This window comes from Streptomyces sp. NPDC046303, from assembly GCF_055588085.1.
On the sequence record NZ_JBVJFA010000049.1, the window covers coordinates 1 to 23,975 of the forward strand.

Consider the following 23,975-nt stretch of genomic DNA (forward strand, 5'->3'; position numbering starts at 1 on the left):
GTCTCGGCCCTGTCGATGATCGGCGGCCCGCTGATCGGCGGCGCGATCACCGACTACCTGGGCTGGCGCTGGGCCTTCTACATCAACCTGCCCCTTGGCCTGCTGGCCCTGGCCATGGTCTCCGCGGTCCTCCACCTGCCCAAGACGGCGAAGGAAGGACCCCGCCCGAAGGTCGACTACCCCGGCGCGGCGCTGCTGACCCTCGCCATCACCTCCACCGTCCTGGTCACCACCTGGGGCGGTACCAAGTACGCCTGGGCCTCCGCCCAGATCCTGGGGCTGATCGTCGTCAGCGTCCTGTCGACGGCGGCGTTCCTGTACGCCGAGACCAAGGCCGCCGAACCGGTCCTGCCGCTGTACGTCTTCCGCAACCGCAACTTCAGCCTCAACGCGCTGATCACCTTCCTCGTCGGCTTCGTGACGGTCGGCGGCGTCTTCTACCTCCCCCTCTTCCTCCAGACCGTCCAGGGCGCCTCCGCCACCAACTCGGGCCTGCTCCTGCTGCCCATGCTGGCCTCCATGCTCACGGTCTCGATGATCACCGGCCGGATCACCAGCAGCACCGGCAAGTACAAGGCCTTCCTGGTCACCGGCGGAGCCCTCATGGTCGCCGGGCTCTTCCTCCTCGCGACGATGGACACCGGCACCCCCCGCCTCGTCTCGGGGCTGTACATGGCCGTCCTCGGCGCCGGAATCGGCTTCCTCATGCAGATCACGATGGTGGTCGCGCAGAACTGCGTCGAGCTGAAGGACATGGGCGTCGCCTCGACCGCCTCCACCCTCGGCCGCACGCTGGGCGGCGCGTTCGGAGTCGCGCTGATGGGCACGCTGTTCACCGCCCAGGTCACCCAGACCATGACCGACCGCCTCGGTCCTCAGGCCGGAGCCCTCAGCTCCGCCCAACTCGACGCCGCCAGCCTGGCCGCCCTCCCCGACACGGTCCGCGAGGCCTACCGCTACGCCGTCGCCATCGGCACCCACTGGGCCTTCCTGGTCTGCGCCGCCATCGCCGTACTCGGCTTCGCCGCCGCCCTGTTCATCAAGGAAGTCCCCCTCCGCGGCACCAACCCCACCCCCACCGACACCAACCCCACCGACACCACCAGCAAGACCCCGGCCCCCGCCCCGGCCCTGCAAGACGCCGCCGCCCACTGACCCCATCCATCCCATTAGTTGGATTTTATGGACCAATGGCCTGGAACCCGCCTGTTGCGGCGAACGTCCTGATCCACAGAACGCTGACGAGGCGGATGGGGAGTGGACATGGGGTTCTTGACGCGCAGGAACGAGAAGGGCATCCGGGCCCGCGCCGCCGTCGCGGCTTCCGCCCTCGCGGTGGCGGCGACGGTGTGGGGCGTGGCGACCGCGGTGGAATCGGGCCGCGAACCCGCGCACCAGAACGCGTCCCGGCAGAAGGAAGCCGAACACCGGGGCCAGGCCGGGGGACAGCAGCAACCGGCGCGGATACCCGAGGGCATAGCCCACGCCTCGGAGAGCGGCGGGAACGCCGTCAACATCACCATCGACGACGGCCCCGACCCCCGCTGGACCCCGAAGGTCCTCGCCGTACTGGAGAAGTACGGCACGAAGGCGACGTTCTGCATGATCGGGCCGCAGGCCAAGGCCCACCCCGACCTGGTCAAGAAGGTCGTCGCAGCCGGCCACCGGCTCTGCGACCACACCATGGACCACGACACGTCCATGGACAAGAAGCCCGTCGCGTACCAGGAACAGCAGATCCTGGACGCGAAGCGGCTCATCGAGGAAGCCGCGGGCGGCGGCGCGGAGGTCGGCTACTACCGGGCCCCCGGCGGCGCCTTCACCCCCGACAGCCGGCGCATCGCCGCCACGCACGGGATGCGGCCGCTCGGCTGGAACGTGGACACCAAGGACTTCGGCAAGCCGGGTACGGCCGCCATCGTCGACGCCGTCAAGCGCGAGATCGGCAACGGCCCGACCGTGCTCTTCCACGACGGCGGAGGCAACCGAGCCCAGACCGTCGACGCCCTCGACGAGGTGCTCGCGTGGCTGAAGGAAGAGGGCCGGCCGACCGGTTTCCCGGTCCGCACCGCCCCCGACGCCCCCGCCCCCTCCTGACACGCCGTCCGGCGGCGAACGGGTGAGGGTCGACGTCCCGGGCGGGCCCGCGGTGTTCCCTGGTCGGGCACGACGAGTGCAAGCCACGAACCGGAACCCCGGAACCCGAACGTACGCACGCCCGCCCGACCAGGAGGCCCCGTGACCATCGCCCCCGCCAAACTGTCCGATCCCCTCGTCGGCGCCTTCGTCTCCGCCGTCAACGCGCACGACAAGGACGCCTTCCTCGCCCTCCTCACCGCCGACGCGACCATGTCCGACGACGGATCCGACCGCGACCTCCACGAGTGGATCGACAAGGAGGTGTTCGGCTCCGGCGGCCACATGAACGTCCAGTCCGAGTCCGACGGCGGCCGCTCCCTGGTCGTCGACTACCGCAACGACACCTGGGGCGAGATGCGCACCGCCTGGCGCTTCACCATCGCCCCCGGCGGCGGCAAGATCAGCCGGTTCGAGACCGGGCAGGCCTGAGCCTGAGCCACCGCCCCCGCGCCACGGGAGTTGATCAGCCGATATTCCGCGCGGCGGGCGCTCCCGTACGGGTGAAAGCGCGCCCGGTGTCGTTCCGGCCCGCCGCGGGCCCCCGTTGGGCCGGGCATGAAGCGCACCCGCATGGCAGCTCTGGCCCTCGCCACCACCGCGGCGGCTCTCGCCCCCGCCCTCGTCCAGCAGGCCACCGCCGCGGACGGTACGGCGTACCTCCAGGACCCGGCCGGGGGTGAGAAAACCATGAAGTCGATGTGGACCAACGACGAGATGCACAAGGTGGAGGCGCAGTTCCGCTTCCACACCGGAGTCCAGTACGAGATGGTCACCCGCCCCGGCCCCTCCGGCGCCCCGGACTTCGAGCGCCAGGCCCCCGACCCGAAGACGCTGGCGTGGCAGCCGTCGTACGAGTTCGCCTGGTCGGTGTCGGACTCGGCCCTGGTGAAGAAGGCGGTGACGACCAAGGACGGCACGCACCCGATCGAGGTGCACGCCGTACTGCGCACCCCCAAGGGGGCCAAGGCGGGAGAGGTCCGCCGGAAGCTGGACGGGAAGCCGGCGACGGGGCGCGAGAAGGTGGCGGGCGGCAAGCGCATCGCGTGTGACACCGGGGAGTACACGGTGGAATGGTCGGTGACGCGCTCGGGCTACGGGACGCTCACGGGCACGCTGCGCTGGAACTCCAGCTGCGAGCAGCACCGGCAGGCGTTCGCCGAGGACCACGGGAAGCAAGGACAGCAGCGGTAGCAGGCGCTGCAACGTGCGGCGCAGGGGCAACGCGCGGACGAGGGGGAAGCGGCGCTCGGGCCGGCCGGGGGGCGTCGAGGCCGGCCGCCCTGCGCACCTTGTGGGTGCTCGGCGGGCGACGGGGCCGGCGGCCTCGGATCGAGGCCGTAGGGGCCATCCTGCCGCACGGGATGGTCTGCGGCATACGGCGAAGGTCCCGTGTCACGGGGTTCTTCAGTGCTTCTTCGAGGCCTCGTTCGCCTGCGTGGCGATGTCCTCGAGGACGGTCTTCGGGTCGACGTTCGGTTCCACCGCGCGCCCGATGTTGCGCTTGATGGTGTCGCTGACGGTCACCCAGGACGGGTCGTTCACCGGGTAGAGCTGGGCGCCGTACAGCGCGGTCAGGAACTGCCGGTCGTTCTTCTCGAGGCCGCCGCCCGCCGGGGTGCGCGAGGCGGTGACGGTGGACGGCAGCAGGTGGTAGCGGTTGGCGAAGTCCGACAGGTTCTTGTCCTGGTAGACGAAGTCCAGGAACTTGCTGATCTCCGCGCGGTTGTCGTTCTGCTTGAAGGCCATCATCCAGTCCGCCACGCCCACGGTCGGCGGGACCTCCCCGCTCGCGAGGGTGTCCGAGACCGGCATGGACACGGTGCCGACGCCGATGCCCTTGGCGCGCGCCTCGTGGGCGAGCGACGGGTAGCCGTTGAGCATGCCGACCTCGCCCCGCAGGAACGCGGCGAAGGCGTCCGCGCGGTTCAGCTGGGACGGCGGAGTGGGGCCGACGAGGCCGGGGCCGACCAGGTTGTCCTTGACCCAGCGCCAGGTCTGGACGTTCGGGTCGGAGGCCAGGCTGTAGTTGCCGCTGCTGTCGGCGTAGCCGCCGCCGTTGCTCAGCTCCCAGATCATCGCCTCGGCGTGCGCCTCCTCCGGACCCAGGGGCAGGGCGTACGGGTACTTCACGCCCTTGTCCTTGAGCGCCTTGGCGGCGGACTTGAGCTCCGACCAGGTCTTGGGAGCGCTGACCCCGGCCTTCGCGAACAGCGCCTCGTTGTAGAAGAGGAGGCGGCTGCTCGCCACGAAGGGCAGACCGTAGAGGGTGCTGCCGACGGTGCCGGCTTCGGCGAGCGGCTGGAGGAAGTTCGCCTCCCGCGTCACGGAGAGCAGCTCGTCCGCGGAATAGAGCCTGCCCTGCGCCGCGAAGTCCGAGTAGGAGCCCATGAGCGCGATGTCCGGCGCCTTCCCCGCCTTGACCATGCGGGAGACCTCGCGGTCGATGTCGGCCCACGGCAGGAGCTTGACCTCGACCTTGATTCCGGGGTTCGCGGCGGTGAAATCGGCGGTCACCTTGTCCCAGAACGCCTTTGAACTGGTGGCCGGAGTGTCGCCGTATTCGGCGGCGACCAGGCGGAGCGTGCCGCCGTCACCTGCGTCGCCGCCGGAACCGCCACATCCGGCCAGAGGTATCAGCAGACCGAGCACGACCGTGGAGGCGGCCGAGCCGAAGATTCTTCGTCCCACGGGTGTATTCCCCTGATTTTCTTTTGATCCCGTTACTACTTATGAGTTGCTCCGGGCTGGGGTGTCCCGCATGGCCCGTTGGCCGGAATTCTCTCCTGAAAGTGGGGTGACTGATTCCATTGGCGGGCACTTGTGGTCAATGCTCCAACCGGCGCTTTTCAGAATGGTGTTTTCCGATATGTGATCCACGCGCCGGACGCGCGTAGACATGCCGAAACGCCCGTTTCCGGTCGCGGAACGGGCTCGAGGGTGTGACGGGAACGTCAGTCGGCGAATTCGCCCGCGTACGGGTCCGGTTCGCCCGTCTCGGGGTTGCGGCCCTCCTGCCAGCGGCGCTGGGCCTTGCGCCAGTGGACGAAGCTGAGGTGGCCGCCGTCCCAGAAAGTGATGCTGACCGGGCTCACGTCGAACTCGTCGGAGCAGAGCCGGTAGAGGAATTCGGCCATGCCGTACGGGTACACGGCGAAGGAGTCGGCGGTGTGCCGCCCGCACACCAGGACCGGCCACCGGTCCGGGTCGGGGTCGGAGGTGACCCAGCACAGGATGTCGGACCCGCCGGTGACGCCCCAGGCGATGATCGCCTCCGGGTCCACGCCGAAGGCGGCCCGCCCGCCCTCCGCCTCCCAGGCCTGGCGGGCGTTCTCGGTCTCCTCGGCCATCTCGGCCGGGTCCCACTGGAGTCCGGGCTTGGGAAGGGGGAGCAGGATGCTGGCCTCGCCGTTGATGGAGCCCGCGCCGAAGCGGCCCATGAAGGCGACGAAGTCGGCCGGGAACCGGGTGCCCCAGACCGCCTCGGCGCTCTGCCAGTCGATGTCCTCATCGGCGCCGTGCGTCGCCGGCATGATCTGCTCCAGCGCCTTGATCCGCGCGTTCTCCGTCATGCCGCTCCCCTGACACCCCAGCTCAACCGCCCCAACCTACCGCCGAGGCGGGACCTCCACTAGGACCTGTCCACGCGCACGGTGGAGCCCGGCCGCAGCCCCCAGCCCGCCATCGCCCCGGCCGACGCCTCCAAGACGTGCCGGGAGCGGGGCCGGGGCAGCCCGAGCCGGCCCGGGGGCATCGTCACCACGGCCAGGACGCGGAGGTTCCGGTCGAGGTACGCCACGTCGATCGCGAAGCGCATCCGGAAGGTGTGCACGCTCGCCGCGGGGGTCAGCAGCATGGCCCCGGTGATGCCGTCACGCCCCAGCAGCCCGCGGGTCCGGGCCCGGTAGGAGGCCGCGACCTCCAGCGGCACCGCCACCGCCCCCACCCTGAGCGTGGCCCCACCGTCCTCCCACTTCCCCATACCCGGCAGCCTAGCCCTGGCGCCCGGCCCGCCGTCGCCGGGGGCGCTGCCCCCGGACCCCCGCGCCTCAAACGCCGGCGGGGCTGGATTTGCCGGTCGGTCGGCCGGCGGGTGCGGCGCCGTCGCCGGGGGCGCTGCCCCCAGACCCCCGCGCCTCAAACGCCGGCGGGGTTGAGTTTGCCGGTCGGTCGGCCAGCGGGTGCGGCGCCGTCGCCGGGGGCGCTGCCCCCGGACCCCCGCGCCTCAAACGCCGGCGGGGCTGAGTTTGCCGGTCGGTCGGGCAGTGGGTGCGGCGCCTCAAACGCCGGCGGGGCTTGATTTGCCGGTCAGGCCTGGCTTGTGGGGCAGAGGAGCAGGACGGGGACGGGGTGGGGTGTTGGCCGGGACGTAAAACGTGAGGTGTGGCGCGTCCGGGCCCATAGGGGCCGAAGCACGGCTCAGGGCGCCATAAATCATGCAGTCCCGGCCAACACCCCACCCCGGCCCCGGCCCCGGCACCGCCCCGCCCCGCCTATGCCCAGCCCCCTCAGGGGGCCTACCTTCGGTGGATGGGGGTCTTCGTGATCGTTTTCGCCGCCGTGTACGGGGTCGCCGCCGGGGCGCTGCTGCCGCGTGCCGTGTACCGGCTCTCCGTCGGGGCGGAGGAGCCCTGGCGAGGTCGCTGCCCCGAGGGGCACCTGGTGCCGGGGTGGCTCGGCCCGGCCCGCTGCCGGGCCCCCGCCCCGCCCGCTCCCCACGCCTACGGCCGCCCCGCCGCCCCCGTCGCCGCCCTCACCGGGGCGATCTGCGCCGCGCTCGCCGCGGCCGCCGGAGCGCGCCCCGAGGCGGCGGTCTACGTGGCGCTCGCCCCGGTGCTCGTACTGCTCACGCTCGTCGACCGGGCCGTGCACCGGCTCCCCGACGTCCTGACCCTGCCGCTCGCCGCAGCGGTCGCCGCCGGGCTCGGGGCTGCCGCCCTCCTGCCCCGCGCCGCAGGCGACTGGCGGCTCGCCCTGTTCGGCGGCGGCCTGCTCGCGACCGGCTACCTGGCGCTCTTCCTGATCAACCCGGCAGGCATGGGCTTCGGCGACGTCAAGCTGGCGCTCTCGCTGGGCGTCGCTCTTGGGTGGTACGGGTGGGGGGTATGGGCCGCGGGGGCCTTCCTGGGCTTCCTCTACGGGGCCCTGTACGGCCTTTCCCTGCTGCTGCGCGGCCCCGCGACCCGCAAGCAGGGCTTCGCCTTCGGCCCCTTCATGGCCGCCGGCGCGCTCACCGGAGTGCTGCTGGGCGGTTTCGGAGCGTAATCGTGGCGCGGCAATGCACGCATCACGCTTTACGAAGGGTTATGGTGGAACCCCCCCCTCGGGCCGGTCCGTATCCCCCCCACGGACCGGCCCGTTTTTCGTTCTCCGCACCCCCCGGCCATCAGCGCAGGTCAGCCGCGCTGCGCCCAGAGGTTGGTGCCGGGGGTGGACACCGCGAAGGTGTCGATCTCCTTCAGCTCGGCCTCGGAGAGCGGTTCCGCCGCCAGCGCGGCCACGTTCTCCTCCAGCTGCCGCACGCTCGACGCGCCGATCAGCGCCGAGGTCATCCGGTCGTCGCGCAGCACCCACTTCAGCGCCAGCTGCGCCAGCGACTGACCGCGCCGCGCGGCGATCTGGTTCAGCCCGCCCAGCCGGCGGAGCACCTCGTCCGACAGCAGGTCCGGGTTGAGGGACTTGCCCTGGGTGGCCCGCGAGCCCTCCGGGATCTCCTTGAGGTACTTGCCCGTCAGCAGCCCCTGGGCGAGCGGCGCGAAGGAGATGCAGCCCATCCCGGCGTCCTCGAGGGTGTCCAGCAGCGCGTCGTCCTCCGTCCAGCGGTTGATCATGGAGTAGGAGGGCTGGTGGATCAGCGGGCGCACCCCCATCCCGCGCAGGATCCGCACCGCCTCGGCCGTCTGCTCCGCGGTGTACGAGGAGACGCCGACGTAGAGCGCCTTGCCCTGCTGGACCGCGGACGCCAGGGCGCCCATGGTCTCCTCCAGCGGGGTCTCCGGGTCGAAGCGGTGCGAGTAGAAGATGTCGACGTAGTCCACGCCCATCCGCTTCAGCGAGGCGTCCAGCGAGCTCAGCAGGTACTTGCGGCTGCCCCATTCGCCGTACGGCCCCGGATGCATCAGGTAGCCGGCCTTGGTGGAGAGGATCAGCTCGTCGCGGTAGGGCGCGAAGTCCTGCGCGAAGAGCTTCCCGAAGTTCAGCTCGGCCGAGCCGGGCGGCGGACCGTAGTTGTTCGCCAGGTCGAAGTGGGTCACTCCCAGGTCGAAGGCCCGGCGCAGGATCGCCCGCTGGGACTCCAGGGACTTGTCATCACCGAAGTTGTGCCACAGGCCGAGGGAGATGGCCGGGAGCTTGAGGCCGCTGTGGCCCGTGCGCCGGTACTCCATGGAGTCGTAGCGCGAGGACTCTGCCCGATAGGGATTGGTATCAGTCACGTTGTCCTCCCTATCACGGAGCTGTGACAGACCGAGTTGGGTACCCCCTCCCGCCGCGCAGTAATGTGGCGCACTCGGGGGACCGCAATTCGCACGGGGCATTGCACGGAGGGGCTGGAAGATCGTGAAGCTGCGCGACCTGGTGTACAGGCTCTACGCACGCCGGGTGGAAGGCCGCCTCGACCATGACGCGGCGCCCAAGCACATCGGCGTCATCCTGGACGGGAACCGGCGCTGGGCGAAGGCGTCCGGAGGCACCACGGAGCAGGGCCACCAGGCCGGAGCCGACAAGATCTCCGAGATGCTGGGCTGGTGCACCGAGACGGACGTCGAGGTCGTCACCCTGTGGATGCTCTCCACGGACAACCTGGACCGGCCGGAGGTCGAGCTCCGTCCGCTGCTCAACATCATCGAGAACACCGTGCGGGGCCTCGCCGCGGACGGCCGCTGGCGCGTCCACCACGTCGGCAACCTCGACATCCTGCCCGCACGGACGCAGACCGTGCTGAAGGAGGCCGAGCAGGCCACGCACGACGTCCAGGGGATACTCGTCAACGTCGCCGTCGGCTACGGGGGCCGCCAGGAGATCGCCGACGCGGTCCGCTCGCTGCTGCTGGAACACGCGCAGAAGGGCACCTCCTTCGAGGAGCTCGCCGAGATCCTGGACATCGACCACATCGCCGAGCACCTCTACACGCGCGGCCAGCCCGACCCCGACCTCGTGATCCGCACCAGCGGCGAGCAGCGGCTGTCCGGATTCATGCTGTGGCAGAGCGCGCATTCCGAGTACTACTTCTGCGAGGTCTTCTGGCCGGCCTTCCGGAAGGTCGACTTCCTGCGCGCCCTGCGCGACTACGCGGCCCGTCACCGGCGCTACGGCACCTGACGCACCCGGGCGGTCCCTGACGCCCCTTCGGTCACCGCGGCACCCTGCCTCCCGAGCTTTCACCTGGGATTCACCGAGCGTCCGTCATATGCCATGGCATGGCCTGGCCTGATCGGGGAATACCCCTTTCAGGTCGATGCCCGATCCACGGGTGTCGAGTCTCAGCGGACGGCATGGGGCCGTCCGCCCGGGAGGCCCTTTGCACCAGGACGCACGTGCGGTTCGCACGGACGCAGTGGAGGGCCGGAAATCGGCCCTGGCATGGGTGCCGATGACCGGTCCGGTCTTCATGGCCCGACCTCTTCCGAGGGGGTACGTCCTTCCGTGGTGACCAGCACAAAGCGCCGCCTGCCCGACAGGCGGACCTACGTCCTCGACACCAGCGTCCTGCTGGCAGACCCCAACGCGATCACCCGCTTCGAGGAGCACGAGGTCGTGCTCCCGATCGTGGTGATCACCGAGCTGGAGGCAAAGAGGCACCATCCCGAACTCGGCTACTTCGCGCGCCAGGCCCTGCGCCTGCTCGACGACTTCCGGGTCCGGTACGGACGCCTCGACGCCCCCATCCCCCTGGGCGATCTGGGCGGCACCCTGCGCGTCGAGCTCAACCACTCCGACCCGGGTGCCCTGCCCGCCACGTTTTTGAACGAGCGGGGCCGGCTGGGGGACAACGACTCGCGGATCCTCGCGGTCGCCCGCAACCTCCAGGCCGAGGGCTACGACGTCACGGTGGTCTCGAAGGACCTCCCCCTGCGCATCAAGGCCTCCTCGGTGGGGCTCATCGCCGAGGAGTACCGCGCCGAGCTCGCGATCACCGATGCCGGCTGGACCGGCATGAGCGACCTCGCGCTCTCCGCCGAGCAGGTGGACCTCCTCTACTCCGAGGACCGTCTCCACGTCCCGGAGGCCGCCGAACTGCCCGTGCACACCGGGCTGGTCCTGCGGTCCGAGCGGGGCAAGGCGCTGGGCCGCGTCACGGCGGACGGCAACGTCAAGCTCGTACGGGGCGACCGCGAGGCCTTCGGGCTGCACGGCCGCAGCGCCGAGCAGCGCATCGCCCTGGACCTCCTCCTCGACCCGGAGATCGGGATCATCTCGATGGGCGGCCGGGCGGGTACCGGCAAGTCGGCGCTGGCCCTCTGCGCGGGCCTGGAGGCGGTGCTGGAGCGCAGGCAGCACCAGAAGGTGATGGTCTTCCGGCCGCTGTACGCGGTCGGCGGGCAGGAGCTCGGATACCTGCCGGGCGACCAGGGCGAGAAGATGAGCCCCTGGGCGCAGGCCGTCTTCGACACCCTCTCCTCGGTCGCCGGGCGCGAGGTCATCGAGGAGGTGCTGAACCGCGGGATGCTGGAGGTCCTGCCGCTCACGCACATCCGCGGCCGCTCGCTGCACGACGCCTTCGTGATCGTGGACGAGGCCCAGTCGCTGGAACGGAACGTCCTTCTGACCGTTCTGTCTCGTATTGGTGCGAACTCGCGGGTCGTTCTGACCCACGACGTCGCTCAGCGGGACAACCTGCGGGTCGGCCGGTACGACGGAGTGGTCGCCGTCGTTGAGAAGCTGAAGGGGCATCCGCTCTTCGCGCACGTCACGCTGACGCGTTCGGAGCGCTCCCCGATCGCCGCGCTGGTCACCGAGATGCTGGAGGCCCTCTGACCCCGGCAGGGGCTGAATCGGTCAAAAAACGCATAGCGGGAAAGTGAGTTGACGCCGTCCGGCAAAGGCCCGAGAGCCTAGCCGGGCGGCGTCGCGCTGCACAGGCCTTTGGCGAAACCGATGGCGACATCCCAGGTGTGACCTTTCCCACCCAACGCAGAATTGCCCTGCGGCGCCGGGGTCCGGCAGAGTCTGTTTTCCGTCAGGCCCCGCATACGGCACTCTTGTATCTCCCGTGAGGTACGCGCAGCATCACAACTCCACAGCCGATTGCCGTATGCCGCCCGGAGTTTCACGCGGCAGCCTCCGCAAGGAGCTGCCCACGGGCCCGCGTCTCCAGTGACCCCAGAACCACGGAGGCCAGTGTCGAGGGGCACTCTTGCGCCCGCTCGGTCACTGCGGACGCTGCTGGAAGGACACCGTGTGAGCCGGATCTCGGTTCGGGGCTTCGCAGTGGCTTCGGCCACCGCAGTCACCACCGTCGGCGCAGTCGTGGGCGTTGCCACCGGCGACCCCGCCTCGAACGATCTCGAGACGACCGCGTCCGGGGCGACCCTCCTCACTGACATCCCGGTCGGCGACCAGGCCCAGGTCCAGAGCGCGTCCCTGACGCAGCAGGCCGACACCATCGCCCACGCCGCCGACGCCGACGCGAAGCGCTCGGCGGAGGAAGCCGCTCGCATCCAGGCCGCCGAGGACGCCAAGGCCAAGAAGGCCGAAGCGCAGAAGGCCGCGGACGAGAAGGCGAAGCAGGAACGCGAGGCGAAGGAAGCGGCCAGCCGCTCCGCCGCCCGTGACGCCGGCGACTTCGCGGTCCAGAGCTCCTACACGGTCGCCCAGGTCAAGGCCATCGCACAGCAGATGGTCCCGGCCGGCCAGTTCCAGTGCTTCTCGAACATCATCAACCAGGAATCCACCTGGAACTACCTCGCCGTGAACAAGTCCTCGGGCGCGTACGGTCTGGTCCAGGCGCTGCCCGGTTCGAAGATGGCCTCGGCCGGCGCGGACTGGCGCACCAACCCCGCCACGCAGATCAAGTGGGGTCTGAACTACATGGAGGACCGGTACGGCAGCCCGTGCCAAGCCTGGACCTTCCACCAGGCCAACGGCTGGTACTAGGCGACACCGCCGCCCCGACTCCGCGGAGCCCCGCACCGTCCTACGGTGCGGGGCTCCGCGCGTGTACGGTCTTTCGAGGTGTCCGGAGGGGCGGGGGGAAGGGAACGACATGGCGAAGAGGGAAGGCTGGCTCGGCCGGCTCGGGAGCAGGCTGAACCGGATGGAGGCGCGGCTCGTCGAGCGGCGCGCCGAAGTCGAGGCCGAGGCCAGGGGCGACCTGCCGCTCGGCGTCCCTTCCGACCGGGTTCCGGCGGCCGCCGCCGCGGCGCCGCAGGGTTCCGCTCCCGCCCCGGTGTTTCCCGAGCGCCCCGACCCGGTGAGCGTGGTCCCCTGGGGCATGCGGGTCGCCGCCGAGGTCAGCTGGCGGCTGCTGCTCCTGGCCGGGATGCTGTGGGTCCTGATGAGGGTGATCAGCGAAGTCCGCCTGGTCGTCCTCGCCTTCGCGGCCGCCCTGCTCGTCACCGCGCTGCTCCAGCCCTTCGTGGTCCGGCTGCGGAGGCTGGGCCTGCCGCGGGGACTGGCCACCGCCGTCACCGCGGTCCTCGGCTTCGTGGTCATCGGGCTCGTCGGCTGGTTCGTGGTCTGGCAGGTCATGGAGAACCTCGACGACCTGTCCGACCGGGTCCGCGACGGCATCAACGAACTCAAACTCTGGGCACTGGACAGTCCGTTCCACGTGACCGAGAAGCAGATCAACGACATCGCGAAGAACCTCAGCGAGACCATCGGCACCAACACCGAGCAGATCACCTCGGCCGGTCTGCAAGGCGTGACCGTGCTCGTCGAGGTCCTGACGGGCATTCTGCTCGCGATGTTCTCGACGCTGTTCCTGCTCTACGACGGCAAGCGCATCTGGACGTGGACGCTGGGCCTCGTCCCCGCCGCCGCCCGCCCCGGCGTGGCGGGAGCCGGTCCGCGCGCCTGGCGCACGCTGACCGCGTACGTACGGGGCACCGTCCTCGTCGCGCTCATCGACGCCATCTTCATCGGCCTGGGCATCTACTTCCTCGACGTGCCGATGGCCGTGCCGCTGGCCGTCTTCATCTTCCTCTTCGCCTTCATCCCGCTCGTCGGCGCAGTGGTCTCCGGGGCCCTCGCGGTGGTCGTGGCGCTGGTCACCCAGGGGGTGTTCAGCGCTCTGATGGTGCTGCTGGTCGTCCTGGCGGTGCAGCAGATCGAGGGACACGTGCTCCAGCCCTTCATCCTGGGCCGGGCGGTACGGGTGCACCCGCTCGCGGTGGTGCTCTCGGTGGCCGCGGGCGGCCTGATCGCGGGCATCGGGGGAGCGGTGGTCGCCGTACCGCTGGTGGCCGTCACCAACACCGCGGTGGGCTACCTGCGGGCGTACTCGCGCGAGCAACTCCACCTCGGGCACGGTGCGGTGGGTCCGGGCCCGCACGGGGCGACGGCGGTGCGATCGGCCATGGGGGAGACCGGGAATGATCAGCGAGCCTGAGCTCGACGGGGAATGGGAGTCCGAACGGCCCGCCGAGGAGGTGCAGCCGGCCGCGGCGCGCGGACCGGGAGCCGCGCGCCCCTGGCTGTGGGCGCTGGGCGGGGCGGTACTGGCCTCGGCGGTGTGGGCGGGCGCGACGGCGGTGCAGGAGCGTTTCTCCGCCGCCGGGCCGCCGATCGCCTACCGGCACGTCGACGACCTGTGCACCCGTGTGCGGCTGCCCGCGCTGGGCGCGATGGTCGGGGAGTTCGAGGGGGGCCCCGAGCGCCGGGGCGAAAGCCCCGCCCTGGACTGGTCGTACTGCCAGTACACGACGCCGCGGACCGAGGGGCGGGTCGCCTACCTCGCGGAGGTGCGGGTCGAGCTGCACAAGAAGACCGACCCGGAGCCGGAGTTCGGCCACGGGCCGGTGCTCAGTCCGTTCATGGAGCTGGAGGCCGTCCGCCCGGAGAAGGTGCCCGGGCTCGGGGAGCGGGCGCTGGTCTCCGGACTGGTCAGGTCTCCGCAGCTCCAGGTGCTCGACGGCGGCGCGGTCTTCACCCTGAACGCCCAGTGGTGGGGCGAGGACGGGGACGCCGAGACCGACGGGGACGCGATCAGGGCGGCGATGATCGAGGACATGCGCACGCTCATGGAAGCGCTGAAGAAGTGAACGCGCAGGGCCCCGCGGCCGGGAACGGCTGCGGGGCCCTGGTCGTACGGGTCGCCGTACGGGTCCTCGTACGGGTGCCTACTCGGCGGCGAGCGCCGCTTCCGCGTCGAGGGTGACCGCGACGGCCTGGATCACCGAGGCGACCTTGAAGGCCTCCTGGACGGTCTCGCGGTCGACGCCGGCCTTGCGCAGGACCTGCTCGTGCGAGTCCAGGCACTGGCCGCAGCCGTTGATCGCGGAGACCGCGAGCGACCACAGCTCGAAGTCGACCTTCTCCACGCCCGGGTTGCCGATGACGTTCATCCGCAGACCCGCGCGCAGCGTGCCGTACTCCGCGTCGGAGAGCAGGTGCCGGGTGCGGTAGAAGACGTTGTTCATCGCCATGACCGCGGCAGCCGACTTCGCGGCGGTGTACGCCTCGGGCGACAGGTTCGCCTTCGCCTCCGGCTCCAGCTCACGCAGGACGCGCGGGGAGCGGGCGGCGATCGCGCAGGACAGGACGGTGCCCCACAGCTGCTGCTGCGAGAGCTTGTCCTGGTTGCCGATGACCGAACCGAGGTTCAGCTTCAGGTCCTTGGCGAAATCCGGTATGGAGGACTTGAGGGAGTCGAGGGACATCCGTCACTCACCGGCCAGCAGCGCGCCGGCGTCCAGGGTGCCCTCGCCCTTGTTCCAGTTGCAGGGGCACAGCTCGTCGGTCTGCAGGGCGTCGAGGACCCGCAGGACCTCCTTGGGGTTACGGCCCACGGAACCGGCGGTCACCATCGTGAACTGGATCTCGTTGTTCTGGTCGACGATGAAGACGGCGCGCTGGGCGAAGCCGTCCTCGCCCTGGACGCCGCACGCCTGCATGAGCTCGTGCTTCGAGTCGGCCAGCATCGGGAAGGGCAGGTCACGCAGGTCGGCGTGGTCCTTGCGCCAGGCGTGGTGGACGAACTCGGAGTCGCCGGAGACGCCGAGGATCTGCGCGTCGCGGTCCTGGAACTCCTCGTTGAGCTTGCCGAAGGCGGCGATCTCGGTCGGGCAGACGAAGGTGAAGTCCTTCGGCCAGAAGAACACCACGCGCCACTTGCCCTCATAGGTCTTGTGGTCGATCTGGGCGAACTCGCTGCCTGCCTCGAGCGAGACGCAAGCGGTCAGATCGTAGGTGGGGAACTTGTCACCGACAGTGAGCACGTGCTCTCCTTGCAGACAGGAAAGTGACCCTTTTGGGGGCTTTCCAAGGGGGTTGGACGGATCTCACATGCTGACACAGCCGCATTGATTACGGAAATAGCTAGACTTGAGTCCGGTGATCGGAGGTGCCTATCAGTGGCCGTGGGTAATAGGGGAGCGAAGCAACCGACCCTGGCGCAGCTGCGGGCCTTCGCGGCCGTCGCCGAGCACCTGCACTTCCGGGACGCCGCTGCCGCCATCGGCATGAGCCAGCCCGCGCTGTCCGGGGCGGTGTCCGCGCTGGAGGAGGCGCTGGGGGTGCAGTTGCTCGAGCGCACCACCCGCAAGGTGCTGCTCTCCCCGGCGGGGGAGCGGATCGCGGCGCGGGCGCGGGTGGTGCTCGAGGCGATGGGCGGGCTGCTGGAGGAGGCCGAGGCGGTACGGGCGCCCTTCACCGGGGCGCTGCGGCTCGGGGTGATCCCCACGGTGGCGCCGTACCTGCTGCCCACCGTGCTCGGGCTGTTCCACCGGCGCTATCCGCGGATGGACCTCCAGGTCCACGAGGAGCAGACGGCCTCGCTGGTGGACGGGCTGGCCGGAGGCCGCCTCGACCTGCTGCTCCTGGCGGTCCCGCTGGGCGTGCCCGGGGTCACCGAACTGCCGGTGTTCGACGAGGACTTCGTCCTGCTGGCGCCCAGGGAGCATCCGCTGGCCGGGCGCAAGGACATCCCGCGCGAGGAACTGCGCGGGCTGCAGCTGCTGTTGCTGGACGAGGGCCACTGCCTGCGGGACCAGGCCCTGGACATCTGCCGCGAGGCCGGGCGTACCGCCGGGGCGGACGTCACCACGACCGCCGCCGGGCTGTCCACGCTCGTCCAGCTGGTCGCCGGCGGGCTGGGCGTGACCCTGCTGCCGCGTACCGCGCTGCGGCTGGAAACCACCCGCAACGAGTACCTGGCCACCGGGTACTTCGCGGAGCCCGCGCCGTCCCGGCGGATCGCCCTGGCCATGCGGACGGGCACGGCCCGCCAGGAGGAGTTCCGGGCGATCGCGGCTGCGCTGCGGGAAGCCGTACGCCCGCTCCCGGTGTGGCCGACCGACTGACGGACCGACCGGCGGGGAGCGGGCGTTGCTGCTGGTGGGCGTACTACTCCGTGCGCAGGCCGTCCGGGCGCATCAGGCGCAGCAGGGCCGGCAGGCTCAGTACGGTGACCAGCGCGACCACGCCGGCGGCGATGCCGGTCATGCCCGCGATCGACAGCCAGTCGATCCGTACCGGGGCCGCGGCCATCCGTGTCAGCACGGTGCCCAGCCCCACCCCGAACACGGTGGCCAGGCCCAGCCCCAGGCCGATCGGAACGGCGGTCTGCCACAGCACCGACAGGCACAGGGTGGAGCGCTGGGTGCCGAAGGCGACCAGTGCCGACAGCAGCTTCTTGCGTTCGCGCAGCTGCTCCAGCTGGGAGACCAGCAGGCTCGAACCGATGAGGATCAGCACGGCGGTCGCCCCGAAGAACAGGCCGGTGCGGATCGCCGAGTAGCCGCCGTCCGGCGTCGTGGCCCTGAGGGTCATGGCGGTCGACAGCGGGGACGCCTTGAAGGCGGCCGTCCGGGCCCGCTCCAGGCCGTCCGGCACCGACTCGTCGGCCTGCACGAAGATCTGGGTCGAGCCGAATTCTCCGGTGTCCTTCGGCGCGGCGGACGGGGTCACCAGCAGGCCCGAGCGCAGATCGCCGGTCGGGTCCGGGCGGCCGGCCACCGTGCGGGCGGTGGCCGGCACCGTCCACTCCACCGGCCCGGCCTCGCCGCGGTAGCCCCTCACGTTGCCGACGAACAGCCTGTCGCCGGGGGCGGCCGTGGCGCCGTACGTGCCGTCCTGGCCGGCGGGGGCGCCGGTGGCGAGGAAGGCGTCGCCGTCCTTGCAGGAGTCGAGCTCCGCCACCTCGCGCAGTGCCTCGCAGCTGCCGACGGTGACGCTGATGATCTTGCTGTCTTCGGGGACGCTGTGCGCGGCGCTGACGGAGCGCAGCGGCACCGCCTTGAGGATCCCGTCGGACGCGGCGACCTGCTGCGCCAGCTGCTCCACGCCGGCCGTGGAGCCGTGGTCGACCAGGATCGAGACGGCGGCGCGCGAGGGGTCCTGTCCGGTCTCGTCGGTGTAGTCGCCCTCGACGCCCGCGAACAGCATCTGCAGGGCGATGGCGCCCGCGACCGCCACGGCGATGCCGTTGACGAGGCGCGCGGCGCCGCCGCTGTTGACCTGGAGGCGGCGCACGGCCAGCTGCCAGGAGACCGGGCCGCCGGACATCCTGCCGACGAACCGTTCCAGCACCCAGGGCAGCAGGACCGTGATGGCGACCAGCAGCAGCACCACACCGGCGCTGACCTGCCACTGGTTGAAGTTCCCGCCGTCGTTGCCGCGGCCCGTCATCGGTGCGAGCAGGCCCAGTCCGGCCAGCGGCAGGAGCAGCCGCCACCAGATGCGGCGCTTGCCCGGCCGGACCGTCCGTACGACGCCCAGCGGCTCGATCACCACGCCGCGCAGCGCGAACAGGGTGACGGCCACGGCCGCGGCCGGCACCGCGACCGCGACGAGGGCGGCCAGCCACACCTCGGGATCGAGGTCGGCGGGGAAGACGCTGCGCTGCTGGAAGGTGAAGCCGCCGACGAGCCGACGCCCGATCAGGAAGAAGCCGGTGCCCAGCACGAGCCCGGCCAGTGACCCGGCCAGGGCCTCGCCCGCGGCGATCCGGCGGACCATGCGGGCGTCGGCGCCGACCAGGCGCAGCGCCGCGAGCCGGCGGTCGCGGCGCTCGCCGCCGAAGCGGACGGCGGCGGCGATGAACACGGCCACCGGCAGCAGCAGGGCGACGAAGGTGAGGACGACCAGGAGCAGCAGGACCGGGCTGAGCGGCTGCTCCTCCGGCACGTGGGCGAAGCCGGTGATGCGCTGGGCCCGGTCGTGGTGGCCGGTGGCCGAAGCCGGATCGGCGAGCTGCTCGCTGCCCAGGTAGAAGAGGAGTTCGCCGGGGCCGGTCAGTCCGGCGTCGCCGACGACCCCGGTGATGTCGCCGTCGAGGCGCTCGCGCAGCAGTCGGCCGTCCGGCGACTTCATCAGGTCGTCCAGGGCGGGGGAGACGACCATCTCGCCGGGCCCCGGGATCTTCTTCAGCCCGGGCGGTACGGGGGCGTCCGGGCCCTCGGCGTACAGCAGGACGCCCTCGATGTCCTGGTGGTGGTAGGTCTGTCCGGCGCGGGCGATGAGCAGGGTGTCGCGGCCCGGCGTCCCGGCCGTCGGCGCGCCCAGGGTGGAGCGGGCGTCGCCGCGCTCGGTGCGGGCGGCGAGCGCGCCGGGTATCGCCGTGCTGATGAGCAGCAGCGCGACGCCGAGGCCGACGCCCATGCCGGTGAGCAGCGTGCGGGTCCAGCCCTCGCGGCCGCCGGCGAAGGCGAACCGGGCGCCCATGGCGAGGTCGCGGGACCACGTCCGGAGCGCGCTCATACGATCCGCTCCATGTCGTGGGACGCGCCGTCCCGTACGACGATCTCGCGGTCGGAGTAGGCGGCCACGCGGGTCTCGTGCGTGACCAGCACGACGGCGGCGTTGGCGGACCGAGCGGCCTCGGTGAGCAACTGCATCACCAGTTCGCCGTTGAGGGAGTCGAGGGCGCCGGTCGGCTCGTCGGCGAAGATCACCCGCGGTCGGGTGACCAGGGCGCGGGCGACGGCCACGCGCTGGCCCTGGCCGCCGGATATCTCCCCGGGCCGCTTGCCGGTCAGGTCCTCCACCTGGAGCCGCTCCATCCAGTCCCGGGCCGTGCGTTCGGCGTCCTTGCGCTTCACGCCGGTGAGGCGCAGCGGCAGGGCGACGTTCTCGACGCAGGTCAACTCCGGTACGAGCTGCCCGAACTGGAACACGAAGCCGAAGTCGCCGCGGCGCAGGGCGCTGCGCTCGGCGTCGTTCATGGCGGACAGTTCGCGGCCCGCGTAGGTGATGCTGCCGGAGTCGGGCGGGACGATCCCGGCGAGGCAGTGCAGCAGGGTGGACTTCCCGGAGCCGGAGGGGCCCATGACGGCGACGATCTCGCCGGCGTGGATGGAGAACTCGGCGCCGTCGAGGGCGCGGGTGGGCCCGTACGCCTTGCGGAGGCCGGTGGCGGCGAGCAGGGAACCGGCCGGGGTCATCGGCGTACCTCCTGGGCGAGCTGGTCGAGGCGGGCGGCGGTGAGCTCCAGCCACCGCAGGTCGGCCTCCAGGTGGAACAGGGCGTGGTCGCAGACGAGCTGGTCGGCGAGATCGCCCTTGCGCTTGCGCTGCGTCAGGATGCGCATGAGGCGCAGGTGTTCGGCGCGCTGGGTGTCCAGCATCCCGGCCGGGCTGCGGCCGGTGAGCAGGGCGAGGACGACCTTGGTGTACAGGGTCGAGTGGAGGTACGGCTCGGGCTTCTCGGGCTGGGAGAGCCAGGTCTCGACATCGGTGATGCCGGCGTCGGTGATGGCGTACCGCTTGCGGTCGGGGCCGCCGCCGCTCTCGATGCCGTCGACCTCGACGAGGCCGTTCTTCAGGAGGCGGGACATGGTCGAGTAGACCTGCCCGTAGGCCAGGGGGCGGTCGTGGCCGAACTTCTCGTCGAAGGCGCGCTTGAGGTCGTAGCCGTGGCGGGGGCCGGCCTCGAGGAGGCCGAGGAGTGTGTGACCGATGGACATGCCGACGACTGTACACCGGGTGTATACCTCGTGTGTATACCCGGTGTGCAGAGAGCGCCGCCGCCTGGGTCGGCGGCGGCGCACGGGGTCAGTCCGCGGACTTCGGGGGGCGGCCCCGTCGGGGGATCGGCCCGGGGCCGGAGGGGAGGCGGCCGGATTCCGCGAGGGCCCGCCGCAGCAGGAACTCGATCTGGGCGTTCGCGCTGCGCAACTCCTCGCCCGCCCACCGCGCCAAGGCGTCGTACACCAGCGGGTCCAGCCGCAGCAGCACCTGCTTGCGCGGCTGCCGCCCCGCCCGGCCCCCCTCCTCGGCCGGGGTCACTGGTAGAGGGTGCCCGCGTTGACCACGGGCTGCGCCGCGCGGTCACCGCACAGGACCACCATCAGGTTCGAGACCATGGCGGCCTTGCGCTCCGGGTCCAGGTCCACGATCTCCTCCTCGGCCAGGCGGGTCAGGGCCAGTTCGACCATGCCCACCGCACCCTCCACGATCTGCTTGCGGGCCGCCACGACCGCGCCCGCCTGCTGGCGCTGGAGCATCGCGGAGGCGATCTCCGGAGCGTACGCGAGATGCGTGAAGCGGGACTCGATGATGGCCACCCCGGCCGCGTCCACCCGGGCGTGCAGCTCGGCGGCCAGCTTCTCGGTGATCTCCTCGGCGTTCCCGCGCAGCGACAGGCCGCCCTCCTCGTGCGCGTCGTACGGGTACTCGATCGCGATGTGCCGGACGGCCGCCTCGGTCTGGGTCTCGACGAACTCCGTGAAGTCCTCGACCTCGAAGGTGGCCCGCGCGGTGTCCTCGACCCGCCACACCACGACCGCGGCCAGCTCGATGGGGTTGCCGTACGCGTCGTTGACCTTCAGGACGGCCGTCTCGTGGTTGCGCACTCGCGTGGAGATCTTCTCCCGGGAGGTCAGCGGGTTGACCCAGCGCAGGCCGTCCGTGCGGATCGTCCCCCGGTAGCGGCCGAACAGCTGGACCACCCGGGCCTCGCCCGGCGCGATCGTGTTGAGACCGCTCATCGCGATGAGCGCGGCCAGGGCCAGCAGCACACCGGCCGCGATCAGCGCGACCTTGGCGGCGACGGCCGCCATCACCGCGCCGGCCGTGATCAGGCCCGCCCCGGCGGCGACACCCGCCAGCCCGAGCAGCAGGGCCAGGCCGCCGCCCACGCTGCGCGCGGTGAATTCCCGTACGCCCTGCGGCGTGGAGACGTCGTTCGTCATGGTTTGCCCCGTTTCTCGTGGTCGCAGCCGGTCGAGCTGCTTAGCAAAGTGATATCACTTTTTTCGCCTACGGCAACCCTTGGGGCATCGTGTGCGTCGGTTCCTGTGGTGTGGGTGCTGATTCTCACGTCCGAATTGACCGGTATTGGTCATGGTTGGCCAACCTTTGTCACAGCCTGCGGTGTTAGCTTTCTGAGCTGACGTCGGGGGGTTATCGAGCGGAGCGGGAGCGATGGGCCGAGCAGAAGCGCGTAAGGCGCAGCAGCAGCGCGGTGCGCGGCGGGCGCCGAGCGGACGTGCCAAGGGCGCCAAGGGCAAGGGGAGCGCAGGCAAACGCACCGGCATACGTCGCTTCTTCACCTGGAAGAAGATCCTCGGGACGTTCCTCGGGCTGATCCTGCTCCTCATGGCCGCGGCGGTCGTCCTCTACTTCTCGGTGAACGAGCCCACCGACCCGAACAAGCAGGCCACGCTCCAGAGCAACACCTACCGGTACGCCGACGGCTCGATCATGGCCCGCACCGGCAAGATGAACCGCGAGATCGTCCCGATCGACAAGATCCCCGAGGACGTCCGCACCGCGTTCATCGCCATCGAGAACAAGTCCTTCTACCAGGACCGCGGCATCGACGTGATGGGCGTGGCCCGCGGCCTGTTCAACACCGTCACCGGCAAGGGCAAGGCCGGCGGTTCGACGATCACTCAGCAGTACGTCAAGAACTACTACTTGACGCAGGACCAGTCGGCGACGCGCAAGCTCCGGGAGCTGGTGATCTCCCTCAAGGTCGACCGGCGCATGGAGAAGGACGACATCCTCGCCGGCTACCTGAACACCAACTTCTACGGTCGCAACGCGTACGGCATCCAGGCCGCGGCCCAGGCCTTCTACGGGGTCGACGCGGACAAGCTGACGCTGGAGCAGGGCGCGTACCTCGCCGCCGTCATCCAGGCCCCCAGCCAGTACGACCTGGCGACGGCCGGCCCCAACGGCACGCGGCTGGTCAACATCCGCTTCAACGCCGTCCTCGACAACATGGTCGAGATGGGCAAGCTGGACGAGGCCAAGCGCAAGACCATGACCCTGCCGCCGCCGATCAAGCCCAAGCCCATGCCGGGCATGGAGGGCCAGAAGGGCTACCTGATCCAGGCGGCCAACGACGAGATGAACGAGCAGAACATCCCCGACGCCCAGATCGCGGCCGGCGGCTGGAACATCGTGCTCAACATCGACCCGAAGAAGCAGGCGGCGCTGGAGACCGCGGTCCAGGACGAGCTGGAGTCCAAGCTCGACCGCAAGGACACCAAGAACCGCCCCCAGGACCAGAGCGTCCAGGCGGGAGCCACCTCGGTGGACCCGAAGACCGGCGCCATCGTCGCCATGTACGGCGGCCAGGGCCTGGCGGAGAAGTCCGCGAGCAACGCCCTGCGCAGCGACTACCAGCCCGGCTCGACCTTCAAGCCGATCGTGCTCGCCTCCGCCCTGGAGAACAACGCCAAGACCCAGGACGGCAAGCCGATCACCCCGAACGCGCTCTACGACGGCACCAGCAAGCGCCCGGTCGTCGGCAGCAAGATCCCGTTCAACCCGCAGAACCAGGACGACAAGGACTTCGGCAAGGAGATCACCGTCCAGGACGCGACCAACTTCTCGGTCAACTCCGTCTACGCGCAGATGATCGTGGACGTCGGCCCGCCCGACGTGAAGAAGACCGCCCTCGCCATGGGCATGAAGGACCGCGACGGCTGGGAAGAGGACAAGCCGGCCATGTCCCTCGGCACCATGAGCGCCAACACGCTGGAGATGGCGGGCGTCTACGCGACCCTCGGCAACCACGGCAAGAAGGTCACCCCGACCATCATCAAGAGCGCCGAGCACAAGGACGGCGAGTTCACTCCCCGCCAGGCCGTCGGCAGCCAGGCCATCAGCCGTCAGACCGCCGACACCGTCACCAAGGTGCTCACCGGCGTGGTCAACGACGGCTCCGGCAACAAGGTCAAGAGCAGCGCCTACGAGGCCGCCGGCAAGACCGGTACCACCGAGTCCAACGTGGCCGGCTGGTTCACCGGCTACACGCCCGAACTGGTCACCGTGGTCGCGATGTTCGGCGAGGACCCCACCACCCACAAGCAGGTCACCCTCACCGGCACCGCCGGCGGTGGCCGCGCGGGCGGTTCCAGCTTCCCCGCCGAGATCTGGAAGGCGTACACCCTCGCCGCGCTCAAGGGCGTGAAGACGAGCGAGTTCGACGTGTCCGAGGCCGAGATGGGTGCCACGCAGGCGCCGTCCCGCAGCCCCTCCCCGTCGGCCTCGCAGAGCCCCTCCAGCCAGCCGCCGACCAGCAGCGCCCCGCCGCAGACCTCGCCGACCCCGACGCCGACCCCGACGCCGAGCAACACCCCGACGAAGTCGCCGACTCCGACGGGCACCCCGACGCCGACGGCGACCAAGACCGGCGGCCCGAAGCCGCCGGACCCGCCGCTGTTCCCTCAGACGCAGGGGCACTGAACCCCGGCCGACACACACCGCCGCCCCGCAGCCTTCAGGCTG

General features: G+C 70.8%; 23 protein-coding genes. 12 read left to right on the forward strand and 11 right to left on the reverse strand.

What is annotated here, in order from left to right:
* The 4 genes from ACZ6I1_RS32085 to ACZ6I1_RS32100 form a co-directional block, all read left to right on the forward strand.
* A partial coding sequence (locus ACZ6I1_RS32085; RefSeq protein ID WP_469292417.1) for an MFS transporter occupies positions 1-1,155 on the forward strand: 1,155 nt, incomplete at its 5' end.
* Positions 1,156-1,263: 108 nt separating this feature from the next.
* The gene (locus ACZ6I1_RS32090) at positions 1,264-2,097 is read left to right on the forward strand and encodes a polysaccharide deacetylase family protein (protein WP_469292418.1); all 834 of its coding nucleotides are present in this window, start codon (positions 1,264-1,266) and stop codon (positions 2,095-2,097) included.
* Positions 2,098-2,238: 141 nt separating this feature from the next.
* Positions 2,239-2,568 (forward strand): nuclear transport factor 2-like protein, encoded by a 330-nt coding sequence (locus ACZ6I1_RS32095; RefSeq protein ID WP_469292419.1) that lies wholly within the window; start codon positions 2,239-2,241, stop codon positions 2,566-2,568.
* A 141-nt stretch (positions 2,569-2,709) separates the two neighbouring features.
* On the forward strand, positions 2,710-3,330 hold the full coding sequence (locus ACZ6I1_RS32100) for a hypothetical protein (protein WP_469292420.1): 621 nt from the start codon (positions 2,710-2,712) through the stop codon (positions 3,328-3,330).
* A gap of 213 nt (positions 3,331-3,543) precedes the next feature.
* On the opposite strand, the gene ACZ6I1_RS32105 is transcribed toward ACZ6I1_RS32100, so the two are convergent.
* From ACZ6I1_RS32105 to ACZ6I1_RS32115, 3 genes are all read right to left on the reverse strand, one after another.
* The gene (locus ACZ6I1_RS32105) at positions 3,544-4,827 is read right to left on the reverse strand and encodes an extracellular solute-binding protein (protein WP_469292421.1); all 1,284 of its coding nucleotides are present in this window, start codon (positions 4,825-4,827) and stop codon (positions 3,544-3,546) included.
* 263 nt (positions 4,828-5,090) lie between these two features.
* Positions 5,091-5,708, reverse strand: a complete 618-nt coding sequence (locus tag ACZ6I1_RS32110; protein ID WP_469292422.1) for an SMI1/KNR4 family protein — start codon at positions 5,706-5,708, stop codon at positions 5,091-5,093.
* Positions 5,709-5,767: 59 nt separating this feature from the next.
* Complete coding sequence (locus ACZ6I1_RS32115) at positions 5,768-6,118, reverse strand: DUF192 domain-containing protein (protein WP_469292423.1); 351 nt, start codon at positions 6,116-6,118, stop codon at positions 5,768-5,770.
* Positions 6,119-6,666: 548 nt separating this feature from the next.
* Between ACZ6I1_RS32115 and ACZ6I1_RS32120 the strand changes: the two genes are divergently transcribed.
* On the forward strand, positions 6,667-7,401 hold the full coding sequence (locus ACZ6I1_RS32120) for a prepilin peptidase (RefSeq protein ID WP_469292424.1): 735 nt from the start codon (positions 6,667-6,669) through the stop codon (positions 7,399-7,401).
* 131 nt (positions 7,402-7,532) lie between these two features.
* Here the strand turns inward: ACZ6I1_RS32120 and mgrA are convergent, their stop codons facing one another.
* Positions 7,533-8,570, reverse strand: a complete 1,038-nt coding sequence (gene mgrA / locus ACZ6I1_RS32125) for an L-glyceraldehyde 3-phosphate reductase (protein WP_469292425.1) — start codon at positions 8,568-8,570, stop codon at positions 7,533-7,535.
* Between the two features lie 124 nt (positions 8,571-8,694).
* Between mgrA and ACZ6I1_RS32130 the strand changes: the two genes are divergently transcribed.
* From ACZ6I1_RS32130 to ACZ6I1_RS32150, 5 genes are all read left to right on the forward strand, one after another.
* Positions 8,695-9,456, forward strand: a complete 762-nt coding sequence (locus ACZ6I1_RS32130; protein WP_069921737.1) for an isoprenyl transferase — start codon at positions 8,695-8,697, stop codon at positions 9,454-9,456.
* 324 nt (positions 9,457-9,780) lie between these two features.
* Positions 9,781-11,112, forward strand: a complete 1,332-nt coding sequence (locus ACZ6I1_RS32135) for a PhoH family protein (RefSeq protein ID WP_469292426.1) — start codon at positions 9,781-9,783, stop codon at positions 11,110-11,112.
* A gap of 423 nt (positions 11,113-11,535) precedes the next feature.
* Positions 11,536-12,231, forward strand: a complete 696-nt coding sequence (locus tag ACZ6I1_RS32140) for an aggregation-promoting factor C-terminal-like domain-containing protein (RefSeq protein WP_469292427.1) — start codon at positions 11,536-11,538, stop codon at positions 12,229-12,231.
* A gap of 109 nt (positions 12,232-12,340) precedes the next feature.
* On the forward strand, positions 12,341-13,687 hold the full coding sequence (locus ACZ6I1_RS32145) for an AI-2E family transporter (RefSeq protein WP_469292428.1): 1,347 nt from the start codon (positions 12,341-12,343) through the stop codon (positions 13,685-13,687).
* Positions 13,671-14,339, forward strand: coding sequence for a hypothetical protein (locus tag ACZ6I1_RS32150; RefSeq protein ID WP_469292429.1), 669 nt, complete (start codon positions 13,671-13,673; stop codon positions 14,337-14,339). Before ACZ6I1_RS32145 ends, ACZ6I1_RS32150 begins: the two co-directional genes overlap by 17 nt.
* A gap of 78 nt (positions 14,340-14,417) precedes the next feature.
* Here ACZ6I1_RS32150 and ACZ6I1_RS32155 read toward each other — a convergent pair whose 3' ends face one another.
* A complete protein-coding gene (locus ACZ6I1_RS32155) occupies positions 14,418-14,957 on the reverse strand; it encodes an alkyl hydroperoxide reductase (RefSeq protein WP_469292430.1) in 540 nt (179 codons plus the stop codon).
* A 3-nt stretch (positions 14,958-14,960) separates the two neighbouring features.
* Entirely contained in the window at positions 14,961-15,515 is a 555-nt protein-coding gene (locus ACZ6I1_RS32160; RefSeq protein ID WP_030159560.1) for a peroxiredoxin, read from the reverse strand.
* A gap of 135 nt (positions 15,516-15,650) precedes the next feature.
* On the opposite strand from ACZ6I1_RS32160, the gene ACZ6I1_RS32165 reads away from it, so the two are divergent.
* The gene (locus ACZ6I1_RS32165; RefSeq protein ID WP_469292431.1) at positions 15,651-16,598 is read left to right on the forward strand and encodes a LysR substrate-binding domain-containing protein; all 948 of its coding nucleotides are present in this window, start codon (positions 15,651-15,653) and stop codon (positions 16,596-16,598) included.
* Positions 16,599-16,641: 43 nt separating this feature from the next.
* Here ACZ6I1_RS32165 and ACZ6I1_RS32170 read toward each other — a convergent pair whose 3' ends face one another.
* From ACZ6I1_RS32170 to ACZ6I1_RS32190, 5 genes are all read right to left on the reverse strand, one after another.
* Positions 16,642-18,996 carry an ABC transporter permease gene (locus ACZ6I1_RS32170; protein WP_469292432.1) on the reverse strand — a complete coding sequence of 785 codons (2,355 nt, stop codon included), beginning with the start codon at positions 18,994-18,996 and terminating at the stop codon, positions 16,642-16,644.
* Positions 18,993-19,679, reverse strand: a complete 687-nt coding sequence (locus tag ACZ6I1_RS32175; protein ID WP_469292433.1) for an ABC transporter ATP-binding protein — start codon at positions 19,677-19,679, stop codon at positions 18,993-18,995. Before ACZ6I1_RS32175 ends, ACZ6I1_RS32170 begins: the two co-directional genes overlap by 4 nt.
* A complete protein-coding gene (locus ACZ6I1_RS32180) occupies positions 19,676-20,200 on the reverse strand; it encodes a PadR family transcriptional regulator (protein ID WP_469292434.1) in 525 nt (174 codons plus the stop codon). Before ACZ6I1_RS32180 ends, ACZ6I1_RS32175 begins: the two co-directional genes overlap by 4 nt.
* Positions 20,201-20,288: 88 nt before the next feature.
* Positions 20,289-20,522, reverse strand: coding sequence for a type II toxin-antitoxin system antitoxin (locus tag ACZ6I1_RS32185; protein ID WP_469292435.1), 234 nt, complete (start codon positions 20,520-20,522; stop codon positions 20,289-20,291).
* Complete coding sequence (locus ACZ6I1_RS32190) at positions 20,519-21,427, reverse strand: SPFH domain-containing protein (protein ID WP_469292436.1); 909 nt, start codon at positions 21,425-21,427, stop codon at positions 20,519-20,521. Before ACZ6I1_RS32190 ends, ACZ6I1_RS32185 begins: the two co-directional genes overlap by 4 nt.
* Positions 21,428-21,659: 232 nt before the next feature.
* Here ACZ6I1_RS32190 and ACZ6I1_RS32195 point away from each other — a divergent pair, with 232 nt between their 5' ends.
* Positions 21,660-23,933, forward strand: coding sequence for a transglycosylase domain-containing protein (locus tag ACZ6I1_RS32195; protein WP_469292437.1), 2,274 nt, complete (start codon positions 21,660-21,662; stop codon positions 23,931-23,933).
* The last annotated feature ends 42 nt before the right edge of the window (positions 23,934-23,975 follow it).